Origin of the sequence: Pseudomonas sp. ArH3a, assembly GCF_022648765.1 — a bacterium.
Taxonomy (GTDB): Bacteria; Pseudomonadota; Gammaproteobacteria; order Pseudomonadales; family Pseudomonadaceae; genus Aquipseudomonas.
Window position 1 is genome coordinate 2123157 of sequence record NZ_CP080330.1, and the last position, 13181, is coordinate 2136337.

A 13181-nucleotide genomic window follows, 5' to 3' on the forward strand; every position below is an offset into this window, starting at 1 on the left:
CTTAAGGGCGGGAGCAAAGGCTGGTAGACTGGCGCGGTTTATTTAGCCAGGTTTCCGCCATGCATCCCGCAGCCGAACATTCGCCGCTGGGCAAGTCCAGTGAATACATCAGCACCTACACCCCATCGTTGCTGTTCCCGATCCCTCGCGCCGCCAAGTGGGCCGAGCTGGGCCTGAGCGCCGAAACACTGCCGTATAAAGGCGTGGATTTCTGGAACTGCTTCGAATTGTCCTGGCTGCTGCCGTCGGGCAAGCCGGTGGTGGCTATCGGTGAGTTCAGCATCCCGGCCGACTCGCCGAATATCATCGAGTCCAAGTCCTTCAAGCTCTACCTCAACTCGTTGAACCAGACCGCGTTTGCCGATACGGCAAGCCTGGAAGCGACCTTGCGCACCGACCTAAGCGCCGCCGCCGGCAAGCCGGTGAGCGTGCGCATCCGCCGTTTGGCCGAGGTTGAAGCCGAAGGTGTGCAGGCACTGCCGGGCGTGTGCATTGACGAGTTGGACATCAGCGTCAGCAACTACGAACACCCGCGCCCGGAACTGCTGCGCTGCGATGACTCGCGCATTGTCGAGGAGAGCGTGCACAGCCACTTGCTCAAATCCAACTGCCCGGTCACCAGTCAGCCCGATTGGGGCAGCGTGGCGGTGGAATACCGGGGTTCGGCACTGGATCACGCCAGCCTGCTGGAGTACCTGGTGAGCTTTCGCCAGCACTCCGACTTCCATGAACAGTGTGTGGAGCGGATTTTTCTCGACCTGCAGCGCTTGCTCAAGCCGCAGAAACTGACGGTGTATGCGCGCTATGTGCGCCGGGGCGGGTTGGATATCAACCCGTACCGCAGCACGGAAGATGTGCAGTTCCAAAACCTGCGACTGGCCCGTCAGTAGCCTTCACGCAAAACAAATGTGGGAGCTGGCTTGCCTGCGATAGCAATTTTCAGTCATCCATAGGTGACTGATACACCGCTATCGCAGGCAAGCCCGCGCCCACATTTTGGTTCTGCGTTTGGCTTGGGCTGGGGTTAGATCCCGATATTGCCCAAGGTGATCACGATATTGCGCAGCGTCCCCGCAATACCTGGGTGATCCAGTTCGAAGCCTTCCACTGCGCGATTCACATCGTCAGCGATACTCGGGGATTGGGTGGCGGGTTCCAACTCAAGTTGCACTTCAAACTTCGCAATCAATTCTTCCAGCGCCTCACGCTTTTCGGGTGGCAGCGGTGGCTCCTGGTTCAATTGCTCGCGCAGGATGGTGACCTGTTCTTGCAGTTTTTCGCGGGCAGGCATGGCGTTCTTCCTTTTATCGATAGGCACTGGCATAGACCGCGGCACGTCGCGAAAGGTCTACGGGCTGACCTGTAGATTAATCCACCGGCGCCCTTAGTGCATGATCTCGATCAGGGCTTCTCGCCTTTGAGCTGGCGCAGGCTGATGTCGGCCAGGCAGGTGCCGAGTTCACCGAGGTGATCGATCACCGAGTGCACGCCCAACCCATACAGCGCCACCGTGGCCTTGCCGCGCTTGTACTCGCGTTGTTGCTCGGTCAGCGCCTGCCATTGCTCGGGCCCCAGGCCACACAGCGAGCCGCAGGACGCCAGGCCAATGGTCCACAACCCGGCATTCAGGCCCGCTTGCAGCAAGCGCGGCTCGCCGCTGACCAGTACGCAGCCTTCCAGGCGTTCGATATTCAGTTCCATCAAGGCCTGCCAGCACGCATGCGGCGCCGGCCAGCGGATGGAGGAGGGCGAGGCCGCCTTGATCCAGTCGGGCAGTGCGGCAGCCAGCGGGGTGGTGACCGAGGGGGGCAGTTCGTCCAGCCAGGCGCAGGGCACGCCCTGGTCCTTGAGGCTGCGCAGGCTCTTCAGCGCGCCCGGCGTGGCGTGGGAGTCCGGGGCGGGCGAATCGGTGCGCGCCTGGGAACCAAAATCCACCAGGCAGCCACTCAGGCCAAAGAGTACGGCAGTCAAAGAAGGGGCATTGGCGACGGCAATCTCGGCGTGAGGCATTTCTACATCCCTGAAATAGCGATGACGCTATCGAGGCGGGATGACAAGCGCATGACACTGAGGGGTGATTGTAGGAGTTTTGTGCATTTTTCGTATGTCGTTTCCTCGCAGCTGCCTAAACCAGCACTTCCGTCATATACTGACATCCTTATTCAGGGCATAGCGCCCATGACAGACCATTCAAGGAGCAAAAGCTATGCGCTGGAGCCACTACTTCGCTCAGCTATCTGTGTGTGCCACTGTCCTGTTGGCCCCGTTCGCGGCCCAGGCTGCGTCGGAAGACGACCCGTGGGAAAGCGTCAACCGCCCGATCTTCACCTTCAACGACACCGTTGATACCTACGCGCTCAAGCCAATTGCCCAGGGTTATCAGTTTGTCACCCCGCAATTTGTGCAAGACGGCGTGCACAACTTCTTCCGCAACATCGGCGATGTTGGCAATCTGGCCAACAACGTGCTGCAGCTCAAGCCGCACGCCGCCGGTGTGGACACTGCCCGCCTGCTGATGAACACCACCTTCGGCGTGCTGGGCTTTATTGATGTCGGCACCAAAATGGGGCTGCAGCGCAGCGATGAAGACTTCGGCCAGACCCTCGGTTACTGGGGCGTCGGCAGCGGTCCTTACGTGATGCTGCCGCTGCTGGGCCCAAGCACCTTGCGTGATGCGCCGTCCAAATACGTCGACAGCTACACCCAGCCGTACCGCTACATGAACGACATCGGCTGGCGTAACAGCACCTTCGGCCTGAACATTGTCGATACCCGTGCCAGCCTGCTCGACAGCGAGAAGTTGATCACCGGTGACAAGTACACCTTCATCCGTAACGCTTACTTGCAGAACCGTGAGTTCAAGGTCAAAGACGGCAAGGTCGTCGACGACTTTTAAGCTGTGACGTTTTGAAACGAAAAAAGGCGACCCAAGTGGTCGCCTTTTTTTGTGCGCGGTTTCATCGCATTTTCAAGATCTTGAGGCCCAATTGCTGATCTGTATCTGTGGCCTTGGTCCATACCACTTCGGTATCTGCTTCCAGGCCCTTGAGAGCGGCGTGATCTGAATCGATCCGCACGGTCAGTTGGTCGCCCACCTGAAACTGGCGCGGCGCCTGGACCTGCATGCCAGAGCTGGAAAGGTCCACGCAGACCCCGGCAATCTCCTGCCCTGCGTGGATCAACGACACATCGGCATCCACTCGCATGCGGATGAAATCGCGTTTTTCGGCGTAGTCGCGCTCGTGTTCGCTCACGGGTTCCATCCTTACTTTGTGTTGTGGTCGTGGGTGTTCTTATAACTCCCAGTGATTTGCGGTGTAAAGACGCTTGGCGACCATCGGCATGAGCTTGAAACCCCTGACGGATGGGAGTACCGTCTGCGCCTTAGAAGGGCACCTCTGCTTTACCTTTGTGCATGGGCAAAATCCCAATGCTTTGTAGGACAGAGTGGCTAGAAAGCGAATCCAGTAAGTGCGCCCGGCCATTGTCGAGCCACCTACGCCAACCTAATTCTGGCGCCGTTTGCCCACATGCAAAAAACCAGTGCCACGCTGCTGATAATCGATGACGACGAAGTAGTGCGCGCGAGCCTCGCGGCCTATTTGGAAGACAGTGGCTTCAGCGTCCTGCAGGCCAGCAATGGCCAACAGGGTCTCCAGGTATTCGGGCGCGACAAGCCCGACCTTGTGATCTGCGATCTGCGCATGCCCCAGATGGGCGGCCTCGAACTGATCCGCCAGGTGACTGAGCTTGCCCCGCAGACGCCGGTGATTGTCGTGTCCGGTGCCGGCGTGATGAACGACGCCGTCGAGGCCTTGCGCCTGGGCGCCGCCGATTACCTGATCAAACCCCTGGAAGACCTGGCCGTGCTGGAGCACTCGGTGCGCCGCGCACTGGACCGTGCCCGCCTACTGCTGGAAAACCAGCGCTACCGCGAAAAGCTCGAAACCGCCAACCGCGAACTCGAAGCCAGCCTCAACCTGCTCCAGGAAGACCAGAACGCCGGTCGCCAGGTGCAGATGAACATGCTGCCGGTCAGCCCCTGGACCATCGATGAGTTCAAGTTCGCTCACCAGATCATCCCGTCGTTGTACCTGTCGGGTGATTTTGTCGACTATTTCCGCGTCGACGAGCGGCGTGTCGCGTTCTACCTGGCCGACGTCTCCGGCCACGGTGCTTCATCTGCTTTTGTCACCGTGTTGTTGAAGTTCATGACCACACGGCTGCTGTTCGAATCCAAGCGCAATGGCACCTTGCCGGAGTTCACCCCCTCCGAGGTGCTGGGCCACATCAACCGAGGCCTGATCAGCTGTAAGCTGGGCAAGCACGTGACGATGGTCGGCGGCGTAATTGATGAAGAAACGGGTCTTTTGACCTACAGCATCGGCGGTCACCTGCCGATGCCGGTTTTATACACTCCAGACAGTGTGCGTTACCTGGAAGGGCGTGGTCTGCCGGTGGGCTTGTTCAATGAAGCCACCTACGAAGACCACATCCTGGAACTGCCGCCGACCTTCAGCCTCACGCTGATGTCCGACGGTATCCTGGACCTTCTTCCAGAGCCTACACTCAAAGAGAAAGAAGCCGCCTTGCCCCAAAAGGTCAAGTCGGCGGGCGGCAGCCTGGATGGCCTGCGGCAGGTTTTTGGATTGGCCACGCTAGGGGAGATGCCGGATGATATCGCCCTATTGGTGTTGAGCAGGAATCTTTGATGAGTACCGGAAGAATCCAATTCGCCGAGCAAGATGGGACCTTCGTCCTGAAGTTTGTCGGTGAAGTGCGCCTGACCTTGTGTTCGGCGCTGGATGCAACGATTGAGCGGATTTTCACAGCCCTGAATTTCTCGGCGATCGTGATCGATCTGACCGAAACCCGCAGCATCGACAGCACCACCCTGGGCCTGTTGGCCAAGTTGTCCATTCTGTCTCGGCAGAAGGTCGGACTGTTGCCGACTGTGGTCACCACCCACGAAGACATCACCCGTCTGCTGCAGTCCATGGGCTTTGATCAAGTGTTCAACATCGTTGACCGCCCGATCCCCTGCCCGGAATGCCTGACCGACCTGCCTTCGCAAGACCAGTCCGAAGAAGTGGTACGGGTCAAGGTGCTGGAAGCGCACAAGATCCTGATGGGCTTGAACGAGTCCAACCGCGAAGCGTTCCATGACCTTGTGAACGCCCTAGAGCGCCACTAAGCCCCCGCTGCTGAGAACAACACAGTCAAATGTGGGAGCTGGCTTGCCTGCGATAGCGGTGTGTCAGCCACCTATTCATTTCTGACCCACCGCTATCGCAGGCAAGCCAGCTCCCACAGTTGTACTGAGGTCGGCTTGAGACCAGCGAAAGGCACAAAAAAGGGCGGCACCCGCGAGGGTGCCGCCCTTTTTGTCGCCGACTGCCTTACAGCTTGGCAGTCAACAACGCTTCAAGCTTCTCCTGGTCCCGAGCAAACTGACGAATCCCCTCCGCCAGCTTCTCAGTCGCCATCGCATCCTCGTTGGATTCCCAACGGAACTGCGCTTCAGTCAAATGCACCCGCGCTTCACCGGCATGGCCTGGCGCCAACTTGCGCTCCAGCTTGCCTTCATCCGCCGCCAGCTTCTCCAGCAGGTCCGGGCTGATGGTCAGGCGATCACATCCGGCCAACTCTTCAATCTGGTTGAGGTTACGGAAGCTCGCACCCATCACCACGGTCTTGTAGCCATTGGCCTTGTAGTAGTTGTAGATGCGCGTTACCGACTGCACGCCTGGATCATCGGAACCGGTGTAGTCGTTGCCGTTGGCCTTTTTGTACCAATCGTAGATACGGCCCACGAACGGCGAAATCAGGAACACCCCAGCCTCGGCACAGGCCACAGCCTGGGCGAACGAGAACAGCAGGGTCAGGTTGGTTTGAATACCTTCTTTTTCCAGCTTCTCCGCCGCGCGGATGCCTTCCCAGGTGGAGGCGATCTTGATCAGCACACGGTCACGGCCAACGCCGGCTTTGTCGTACAAGTCGATCAGACGGTGCGCACGCTTGAGAATGGCCGCTTCGTCGAACGACAGACGCGCATCCACCTCAGTGGAAATACGGCCCGGTACGACTTTAAGGATCTCTTGACCGACCGCCACCGCAAAACGGTCGCTGGCCAGGCCCACGTCACCATTGCAGTCCTTCACAGCCTCATCCAGCAGCTTGGCATAGCCTGGGATCGAAGCAGCCTTGAGCAGCAGGGAAGGGTTAGTGGTGGCGTCTTGCGGCTTGAGCTTGGCGAGGGTAGAAAAATCGCCGGTATCGGCTACAACGGTGGTGAATTGCTTGAGTTGTTCCAGCTTGGAAGTCATGGGCGTGCTCTGTCCTGTGGGTCTGATGACATTACCCGAGCGCCGGCAGGCGCTCAAGGGCGCAAATGCGTTCGATCGTTTGCGAGGGCAACAACCTGAAAACAGCCGTTTGAATCACCGGCCGTGGTGCTAAATAGGAGACCAAAACCGCCGACAGGTTCCCCTTATATCGATCGTTCCCACGCTCCGCGTGGTAACGCCTCCTGGGACGCTCCGCGTCCCGCTACCAGCGCACGGCTCAAGTCCAGCGCAATAGTGACGCGGAGCGTCACGCCCTGCATTCCCACGCAGAGCATGGGAACGATCAGTTGGGGGAACCGCCAACCCCAGCCACCCAATAAACCAACTGACACCCAACCGGCTAAATCACCGCCCCTCCAACAACTCCCCAGCCTGATCCAACAACGCCAACGGATCACTCGCCTTATGAATATCCACGGACAACATCTGCCGAAATTTCCGAGCCCCCGGAAACCCAGTCCCCAACCCCAACACATGCCGCGTAATGTGATGCATCGACCCACCACTGGCCAAATGCTCCGCAATATAAGGCCGCAACTGCGCCAACGCTTCCGCCCGACTAACCACCGGCGCCGAACTCCCAAACAACCGCTGATCCACCTCCGCCAGCAAATACGGATTGTGATAAGCCTCCCGCCCCAACATCACCCCATCAAACACCTGCAAATGCTCCTGGCACTGCGCAAGCGTCTTAATCCCACCGTTCAGCACAATCTCCAACTCCGGGAAATCCTGCTTCAACTGCGCCGCCACGTCATAGCGCAACGGCGGAATGTCGCGATTCTCCTTCGGCGACAACCCCTCAAGAATCGCAATCCGCGCATGCACCGTAAAACTGGTGCACCCGGCATCCCTCACCGTCCCGACGAAATCACACAACTCGGCATAACTGTCGCGCCCATTGATCCCGATACGATGCTTCACCGTCACCGGAATCGACACCGCATCGCGCATCGCCTTCACGCAATCCGCCACCAATGCAGGGTGCGCCATCAGGATCGCGCCGATCATATTGTTCTGCACCCGGTCACTCGGGCAGCCAACGTTCAAGTTCACTTCATCGTAACCGGCAGCCTCAGCCATACGCGCGCAGGCAGCTAGGTCAGCGGGGACACTGCCACCCAACTGCAGCGCAAGCGGGTGCTCGGCTTCGTTGTGGCGCAGGAAGCGGTCGTGGTCGCCGTGCAGGATCGCGCCCGTGGTGACCATCTCGGTGTAGAGCAGGGCGTGCTTGGAGAGCAGGCGCAGGAAGAACCGGCAGTGGCGGTCGGTCCAATCCATCATGGGGGCAACGCTAAAGCGCCGAGACAGTGCGGGGCTTGATTCTGCTGGGCTAAAGCTTTGTTTATCTAGCATTTTACTCAACGTGTTCTGGGCGTGTTTTAGGGCGTTTTCAGGCGTTTTTGAAGGCTCGGTGGTACGATGTACCACCTAAAAACTGACGCGTACCACTTTCGATATGGCGACTATCAGGGCAAGAAAACTGGCGGATGGGACTGTGAGCTACACGGCTCAAATCCGCATCAAACGCGACGGAGTGCAAGTCTACCAAGAGAGCCAGACCTTCGCCCGAAAACAGGCCGCCCAGGCTTGGGCGCGTAAGCGCGAAACGGAGCTGGATGAGCCAGGTGCGATCGAGCGGGCGAGCCGCAAAGGCGCCACGGTCAAAGAGATGAATGCTCGGTACCTGGTCGAGGTCGAAAAAGCCCGACCATTAGGCAAGACCAAGCGCGCGACGCTGACAGCCATCGGCGAGACATACCTAGGCCAGTTGACCGATACAGACATCACCACCCAGACCCTCGTCGACTTTGCTCTTTGGCGAATGAGCAAGGAGGGCGGCGGGGTTCAGCCTCAAACAGCCGGTAATGACCTGGCGCACCTCGGGGCTGTTCTGGCGATTGCCAAAGATGCGTGGGGCTACCAGGTCGATCCGCTCGCGATGGGCGGCGCTCGGCGGGTACTGAGGAAGCTGGGCTACAACCTGAAAAGCCGCGAACGTGACCGCCGGCCGACGTTGGACGAGCTGGGAAAGGTGCTGACGCACTATCAGGCCATGCAGGCGAGGCGCCCGACTGTCACCAATATGCTGAAAGTCGTTGGCTTTGCGCTGTTCTCCACTCGTCGGCTAGATGAAATAACCCGTATTCGCTGGGCGGACGTCGACGAGCCTGGTCAGCGTGTGCTGGTGCGCGACATGAAAAACCCCGGTCAGAAGATCGGCAACGATGTTTGGTGTTATCTGCCGGACGAGGCGTGGCAGATCCTCCAGTCCATGCCCAAGGCCGGCGAAGACATATTTCCCTACAGCCCTGACTCGATCTCCACATCCTGGGCGAAAGCGTGCAAGTTCCTGGAGATTGCTGATCTGCACTTCCACGACCTACGCCATGAAGGTATCAGCCGCCTGTTTGAAATGGACTGGGATATTCCGCGCGTGGCGAGTGTTTCCGGCCACCGGGATTGGAACTCGATGCGGCGATACACCCACTTGCGCGGCAAGGGTGACCGATATGTAGGCTGGGAATGGCACGAGAAGGTATTGAGGGCGCCCGTCCAACTGGGCGCCGCATCAATGAAGTGGCTCAAACGACGTGTTTTAACCCGTTGAGCTGGTTGTGCTCTTTAACCGCAGCGGCGCGCTGCAGGTCGAGATAAGCCGCCAGGTCAGTCAGGTGGATGCCTTTGGCAGACTTCTGGCTTTTTTCCAGGCGGGTGATCGGTAGCTTGATCTGACCACTCATCACCTTGCGCTGGAACATGTCCGGCGTCAGGTGCGTGAAGTAATCCCGGCAGACCAACTCCAGCGAGATAATCGCTTGGCCGTCGTATTGGGCCATCAGGATGAAGGCTGTCTTCATGATGATCCCCTTACATCCGAAACGATTGATGAATGAGCGCCGGCTGAGTCTTATGTTCTGCGGGTTTCGCTCCATTGCCCTGGATTTCGCAAACGAACCGATGCCGTTCCCGGTTGGTTGCAGTCAGTGCTTCTGTTAGGCCCGTTAAGGCGTCGCTGCATTGCTCGTTGGCGTGAGGGCCATTCCAGCTATCAACCTTCACCACCTGGCAATCGGTCCGGGTCGCATCCGCGCAGAGATAGAGTAAAAGGAATACGGTCATACGCTAACCTCCGATTAGCATGCGCGTCAGCGCATTGGGCTGGCCGTCGGGTGTCAGCTTGTCGAGTGGTTGGGTAATGCTGCGGCCGTTTGCGGCACGCAAGGTAGCAACACAGCCATCGATCGCTTCGATCACGCCGGTTCGGGCGCTGAGACGGTATTCCCGACCGCCACCGCTCATTGCGACGTAGCTGACCCTGTCGCCGATAGCCAGCGGGGTTGTGGTAGCCTCTGCGGTGCCGCCTTGGGGTTGATTCACTTGCATGGTGCTTCTCCTTTGGGTGGTCGGTGTCGAGGGGTTGCAGCCCCTCGGCACCACCTTCTTACTGGCTTTCGCCGGTTGGGTTTTGCTTCCGCACTAGGTGCAGCAGCAGATCTTCAAACTCAACAACTTCATCCGTTGCCGACTGCCATTCCAGGACCGCCTGGATCTGATCCCGGCTGCACTCCAGCACCAGAATTTCTTTGTCGCTTACCGCACGAACCTCCAGGATCGCGACCAAACCCGCCGCGTCGTAGGCTTCCGCGTGAACGATTTTCCCGGACTCGTTAAACCAGTCTTTCAGCTCTTTCAGGTGCCGAAGACGGTTGGTTTCGCCCTGGCGGCCGTCACCGGTGATGACTTGGATGTGCATGGTGCTTCTCCTTTGGGTGTTAGATATCGAGGGGTTGCAGCCCCTACACGCTCTGGAATACCCAGCAGCGAATGGTTTTCGGTTTGTCGAAAGCGTCGAGTGACCGCGCCGAGTTAACGGGCTTGTTCGACTCCAGAAACTTGGGTGACTTGCTGGTCTTGAGCAGGCGCTTCAGATCGCTCAGCGGGGGAACCTGCTGCCGCTTGTTGGCAGCCATCTCCACGAATTCGTTGAGGTTCACTGCGATCAGGCCATCACGGCGGGCGTGGTTCAGTGCCCCTTTTTCGTCCATGCCATTCAGGAAGTCGTACAGGTCCCAAAACTCAGTGACGGTCGGGTGGTCGGCGTTGATTGCCTGCTGCCGTTCCAAGGCCATGCGGCTGATTTCCGCGTGAGCAAGGGCTTTGCGGTGCTCGCCGAGGGGCACGACACCGGCCAGTGCATCCACCAGGCTGCGCAGCTGGGCGTGGTTCTTGGCAATACGCACGGTACGCACGCCAGGTAGGGCCAGAAGCTCCTGTTCGTAGCCGGAGGTGTTTTCCTCCATCAGGCGCATGGTGTCGGCTTCGCGTTGCAGCGCCTTGACCAGGAAGCCGCTGATGCTGTCCATCGGCATGCGTTCCAACTGCTCGGCGTACTGCTTGGTCTCCGGCGTGTGGTGCTCGCGTGTCAGATGGACGTGGCAGATACGCTGCAGGATTGGTTCTGATGCGTTCACCGGGTTGTTCTGCGCGATCAGCAGGGCGGCGCGGAACGGGGGTTCGTGGGTGTCGTTACCGTTATTTTTCACACCGGTGGAGCGAACGCTGCGGCCGTTGTAGGCGGTTTTCAGTTCGTCCCAGTCGAAGTGTTTAACGGGCTGGCCTTCCTTCTGCTCGCGCTCCGACTCGATCAGCACCACCGGCAAGTTGCTGACCTGCGAGAAGTTGCGCGCACGGCTTGCGGCGGTCGCTTTAGATGGGTCGAAGCCTTCGTAGTCAGTGCGTCCGACCGATTTCCACAGCAGTTCCACCAAGGTGGTCTTGCCCGAGCCGGCTTCGCCCACCAGCTCCAGGAACATCAGTGACTTGTGGATCTGGCGGATTTGCTCGGCGTGCAATGCACCCAGCCACCAGGCCAAAACCACCAGGCCTTGTACGCCAAAGCAGCGCCAGTAAATGTCGAACCAGCCCTCGTTGTAAGCGTTGAGGTCGGTATTGATATGCAGCACAGGCGACTGGCTCTGTGACTTGATGCTCAGCTTGCCGAGGTCAAAAAAGTCTTCCTTGTTGCGCACCTGCACTTTGCCGCCGTGAAAGGCCAGGTCGTTGAAGACATAGGCACCATGGTCGCGGCTGTAGCCGATCCATTCGATGGTGTTGACGGCTTTGAGGCAGTCGAGCTGGGGCGCCAGAATCCGCTTCAGTTGTTGGGCGCTACCCTCGAACCAACCGCCGTTGGAGACGTTGAGCAGGCGATTCCCGAACTCAGGCGCCGACGTGAGCTGTTTGGCCGTGAAAGTGCTTTTGATGGCAGCCCCTTGCGGGCGCTCGATACGGAAGTAGTACCAGGCCTCATCGGTCAAGTCGTTGCGCATGTAGTACAGCGCCTGGAAGGTGCAGTTGGCGATGTTGGACACAGTGGCTGACTGACGTAATGCCTTGTTGCGGCGTTGGTCGTCGTTGAGCTGCTGGTCGTCATGACGCTCTGAACTCTCCAGATCGCTCATGGCGCGGTCGTACTTATCAAGGTCAAGGCGAAACCAGTACAGGCGCTTGCGGAATGTGAAGTGGAATTCCTTGCGCTCGTCGCGCAAGTAGATGAGGAAACCCTTTTCTTCAGCCGAGTCAGCCAGCAGTAAATCGCCGTGGTGGCGGGCTTCGTCTAGATCCTGCTCAATCCGCTCGGCGCGCTTGTCGTCACCCTCGATCGACTTCCACCGCAGGTGCAGGTCGTTCCAGTCAACCTTTTTGCCATTGGGTTGCGGGATCACCGCCGCCTTGCAGGTGAAGCCCAGGTCGCGTGCTTCCTTTGCCCAGCGGCGCATGTTGGCCTTAGCGACAGGCTCGTTATCCAATGCCCACACAAGTACCGGTAGGCGCCTGTCGGCGTCGTGGCGCAGCTTGGCCAGGGCCTTGAGTGAGTCGATAGGGCAGGGGGCGCTGGACATCATCGACACGGCTGGCACTTCGTTGTGCACCAGTGCGATGGAGTCGAAAATCCCCTCTACGATGAACAGCTCGTCGACTTCCAGCAGGTCGACGCTCGGCGGACACCACCAGACGCCTTTGTATCCAGTCAAGCCTTCACCGGTTGGGCGGAAGCGCGCTTTCATCTTGCCGAATCGGTCTGGCCGATCTATCAAACGCTCCCAGTAGCCACCTTTCTCCAAGGCGAAACGCACCGTGGCGCTACCGATGTTTAGCCGGCCATCCCAGTAGTTGTCCTGGGTGAACCAACCGGCGATCAACTCAAACTTGAAGCCCCGCGCAAACTCAAGGTAGGCACGCGCCGTCGCAAGCGGGTTATCCGGCGTCGACGGGGCAGTCTTGCTCCAGTCGTTGAACAAGTCGTCGTAGACGTCTTTCACGTGAACACGGTGGTCGCACTTTTCCGGTCGTCCGCAGATCAGTGTCCAGGGCGAATGGTAGAAGGTGTACAGGGTCTTCTGGCCGCAGACAGGGCAAACACCCTTACGCATATAGTCGGTACCGCGCATGTGCTTGAGCTGGTAGTCCCGCTCAATGCGTTGGATGACGTCGGCGCGCAGCCTTTCTTTCATTTCCATCGTGGCTTACTTCGCTTCGTCGAGACTGTGTTTAAGGGCGCCAATCAGGCTTTTTCGTGCAGCCAACCCAGGGAAAGCCACCAGCAACGAGCCGTGCCGCAAACCCTCGGGGATCATGCGGAAACGGTCGTCATACCAATGCTCGTTGAACAGCAACGCGTACTGCGCGCGCAGGTCCTGGAGCAGTGCCTCGGCCTGGTCGCGGGGCAGTTTTGCGGTGATGGCGATGTCGATTTCCATGGTCCACCTCGGATTGCGGGCAAAGCTCACCCAAACCCATTGGGAATGGGGCAGGGCGGGGTTTAAAAGG

General features: G+C 58.9%; 16 protein-coding genes. 5 read left to right on the forward strand and 11 right to left on the reverse strand.

From position 1 onward, the window contains the following. Positions 1-59: 59 nt before the first annotated feature. On the forward strand, positions 60-890 hold the full coding sequence (queF, locus tag K0P33_RS09560; protein ID WP_242154988.1) for an NADPH-dependent 7-cyano-7-deazaguanine reductase QueF: 831 nt from the start codon (positions 60-62) through the stop codon (positions 888-890). A 134-nt stretch (positions 891-1024) separates the two neighbouring features. Here queF and K0P33_RS09565 read toward each other — a convergent pair whose 3' ends face one another. Both K0P33_RS09565 and K0P33_RS09570 read right to left on the reverse strand, forming a co-directional pair. Then, complete coding sequence (locus K0P33_RS09565) at positions 1025-1291, reverse strand: DUF4404 family protein (protein ID WP_094953082.1); 267 nt, start codon at positions 1289-1291, stop codon at positions 1025-1027. Between the two features lie 110 nt (positions 1292-1401). Continuing rightward, positions 1402-2010, reverse strand: a complete 609-nt coding sequence (locus tag K0P33_RS09570; protein WP_242154989.1) for an HAD family phosphatase — start codon at positions 2008-2010, stop codon at positions 1402-1404. Positions 2011-2206: 196 nt separating this feature from the next. Here K0P33_RS09570 and K0P33_RS09575 point away from each other — a divergent pair, with 196 nt between their 5' ends. Beyond that, positions 2207-2896: a VacJ family lipoprotein gene (locus tag K0P33_RS09575; RefSeq protein WP_094953084.1), complete on the forward strand. Its 690-nt coding sequence runs from the start codon at positions 2207-2209 to the stop codon at positions 2894-2896. Positions 2897-2957: 61 nt separating this feature from the next. Here the strand turns inward: K0P33_RS09575 and K0P33_RS09580 are convergent, their stop codons facing one another. After that, positions 2958-3254: a PilZ domain-containing protein gene (locus K0P33_RS09580; protein ID WP_094953085.1), complete on the reverse strand. Its 297-nt coding sequence runs from the start codon at positions 3252-3254 to the stop codon at positions 2958-2960. Positions 3255-3530: 276 nt separating this feature from the next. Between K0P33_RS09580 and rssB the strand changes: the two genes are divergently transcribed. Both rssB and rssC read left to right on the forward strand, forming a co-directional pair. Then, positions 3531-4712 carry a two-component system response regulator RssB gene (gene rssB / locus K0P33_RS09585; RefSeq protein WP_094953087.1) on the forward strand — a complete coding sequence of 394 codons (1182 nt, stop codon included), beginning with the start codon at positions 3531-3533 and terminating at the stop codon, positions 4710-4712. Further along, the gene (rssC, locus tag K0P33_RS09590) at positions 4712-5194 is read left to right on the forward strand and encodes an anti-sigma factor antagonist RssC (RefSeq protein ID WP_003172602.1); all 483 of its coding nucleotides are present in this window, start codon (positions 4712-4714) and stop codon (positions 5192-5194) included. Before rssB ends, rssC begins: the two co-directional genes overlap by 1 nt. 205 nt (positions 5195-5399) lie before the next feature. On the opposite strand, the gene tal is transcribed toward rssC, so the two are convergent. Together tal and dusA are read right to left on the reverse strand one after the other, a co-directional pair. Beyond that, a complete protein-coding gene (tal, locus tag K0P33_RS09595) occupies positions 5400-6326 on the reverse strand; it encodes a transaldolase (RefSeq protein ID WP_094953088.1) in 927 nt (308 codons plus the stop codon). Positions 6327-6692: 366 nt separating this feature from the next. After that, positions 6693-7703: a tRNA dihydrouridine(20/20a) synthase DusA gene (dusA, locus tag K0P33_RS09600; RefSeq protein WP_242154990.1), complete on the reverse strand. Its 1011-nt coding sequence runs from the start codon at positions 7701-7703 to the stop codon at positions 6693-6695. Between the two features lie 103 nt (positions 7704-7806). On the opposite strand from dusA, the gene K0P33_RS09605 reads away from it, so the two are divergent. After that, positions 7807-8958 carry a site-specific integrase gene (locus K0P33_RS09605; protein WP_242154991.1) on the forward strand — a complete coding sequence of 384 codons (1152 nt, stop codon included), beginning with the start codon at positions 7807-7809 and terminating at the stop codon, positions 8956-8958. On the opposite strand, the gene K0P33_RS09610 is transcribed toward K0P33_RS09605, so the two are convergent. From K0P33_RS09610 to K0P33_RS09635, 6 genes are read right to left on the reverse strand one after another with little or no spacing between them, the layout of a single operon-like run. Beyond that, complete coding sequence (locus K0P33_RS09610) at positions 8933-9208, reverse strand: pyocin activator PrtN family protein (protein ID WP_242154992.1); 276 nt, start codon at positions 9206-9208, stop codon at positions 8933-8935. The two genes, K0P33_RS09605 and K0P33_RS09610, sit on opposite strands and share 26 nt — an antisense overlap. A 10-nt stretch (positions 9209-9218) precedes the next feature. Next, a complete protein-coding gene (locus K0P33_RS09615; protein ID WP_242154993.1) occupies positions 9219-9470 on the reverse strand; it encodes a hypothetical protein in 252 nt (83 codons plus the stop codon). Positions 9471-9473: 3 nt separating this feature from the next. After that, entirely contained in the window at positions 9474-9734 is a 261-nt protein-coding gene (locus tag K0P33_RS09620; protein WP_242154994.1) for a hypothetical protein, read from the reverse strand. Positions 9735-9792: 58 nt separating this feature from the next. After that, positions 9793-10104, reverse strand: a complete 312-nt coding sequence (locus K0P33_RS09625; RefSeq protein ID WP_242154995.1) for a hypothetical protein — start codon at positions 10102-10104, stop codon at positions 9793-9795. A 43-nt stretch (positions 10105-10147) separates the two neighbouring features. Next, the gene (locus K0P33_RS09630) at positions 10148-12865 is read right to left on the reverse strand and encodes a toprim domain-containing protein (protein ID WP_242156024.1); all 2718 of its coding nucleotides are present in this window, start codon (positions 12863-12865) and stop codon (positions 10148-10150) included. 12 nt (positions 12866-12877) lie between these two features. Continuing rightward, the gene (locus tag K0P33_RS09635; protein WP_242154996.1) at positions 12878-13111 is read right to left on the reverse strand and encodes a hypothetical protein; all 234 of its coding nucleotides are present in this window, start codon (positions 13109-13111) and stop codon (positions 12878-12880) included. Positions 13112-13181 lie beyond the last annotated feature (70 nt).

What these genes read in the sequence shown, in the direction of transcription:
- K0P33_RS09610 (WP_242154992.1), bottom strand. Translation starts at nt 9,208, where the DNA reads ATGAAGACAGCCTTCATCCTGATGGCCCAATACGACGGCCAAGCGATT.
- rssC (WP_003172602.1), top strand. Translation starts at nt 4,712, where the DNA reads ATGAGTACCGGAAGAATCCAATTCGCCGAGCAAGATGGGACCTTCGTC.
- K0P33_RS09630 (WP_242156024.1), bottom strand. Translation starts at nt 12,865, where the DNA reads ATGAAAGAAAGGCTGCGCGCCGACGTCATCCAACGCATTGAGCGGGAC.
- K0P33_RS09635 (WP_242154996.1), bottom strand. Translation starts at nt 13,111, where the DNA reads ATGGAAATCGACATCGCCATCACCGCAAAACTGCCCCGCGACCAGGCC.
- K0P33_RS09625 (WP_242154995.1), bottom strand. Translation starts at nt 10,104, where the DNA reads ATGCACATCCAAGTCATCACCGGTGACGGCCGCCAGGGCGAAACCAAC.
- K0P33_RS09565 (WP_094953082.1), bottom strand. Translation starts at nt 1,291, where the DNA reads ATGCCTGCCCGCGAAAAACTGCAAGAACAGGTCACCATCCTGCGCGAG.
- K0P33_RS09570 (WP_242154989.1), bottom strand. Translation starts at nt 2,010, where the DNA reads ATGCCTCACGCCGAGATTGCCGTCGCCAATGCCCCTTCTTTGACTGCC.
- rssB (WP_094953087.1), top strand. Translation starts at nt 3,531, where the DNA reads ATGCAAAAAACCAGTGCCACGCTGCTGATAATCGATGACGACGAAGTA.
- K0P33_RS09615 (WP_242154993.1), bottom strand. Translation starts at nt 9,470, where the DNA reads ATGACCGTATTCCTTTTACTCTATCTCTGCGCGGATGCGACCCGGACC.
- K0P33_RS09620 (WP_242154994.1), bottom strand. Translation starts at nt 9,734, where the DNA reads ATGCAAGTGAATCAACCCCAAGGCGGCACCGCAGAGGCTACCACAACC.
- K0P33_RS09575 (WP_094953084.1), top strand. Translation starts at nt 2,207, where the DNA reads ATGCGCTGGAGCCACTACTTCGCTCAGCTATCTGTGTGTGCCACTGTC.
- dusA (WP_242154990.1), bottom strand. Translation starts at nt 7,703, where the DNA reads ATGCTAGATAAACAAAGCTTTAGCCCAGCAGAATCAAGCCCCGCACTG.
- tal (WP_094953088.1), bottom strand. Translation starts at nt 6,326, where the DNA reads ATGACTTCCAAGCTGGAACAACTCAAGCAATTCACCACCGTTGTAGCC.
- queF (WP_242154988.1), top strand. Translation starts at nt 60, where the DNA reads ATGCATCCCGCAGCCGAACATTCGCCGCTGGGCAAGTCCAGTGAATAC.
- K0P33_RS09605 (WP_242154991.1), top strand. Translation starts at nt 7,807, where the DNA reads ATGGCGACTATCAGGGCAAGAAAACTGGCGGATGGGACTGTGAGCTAC.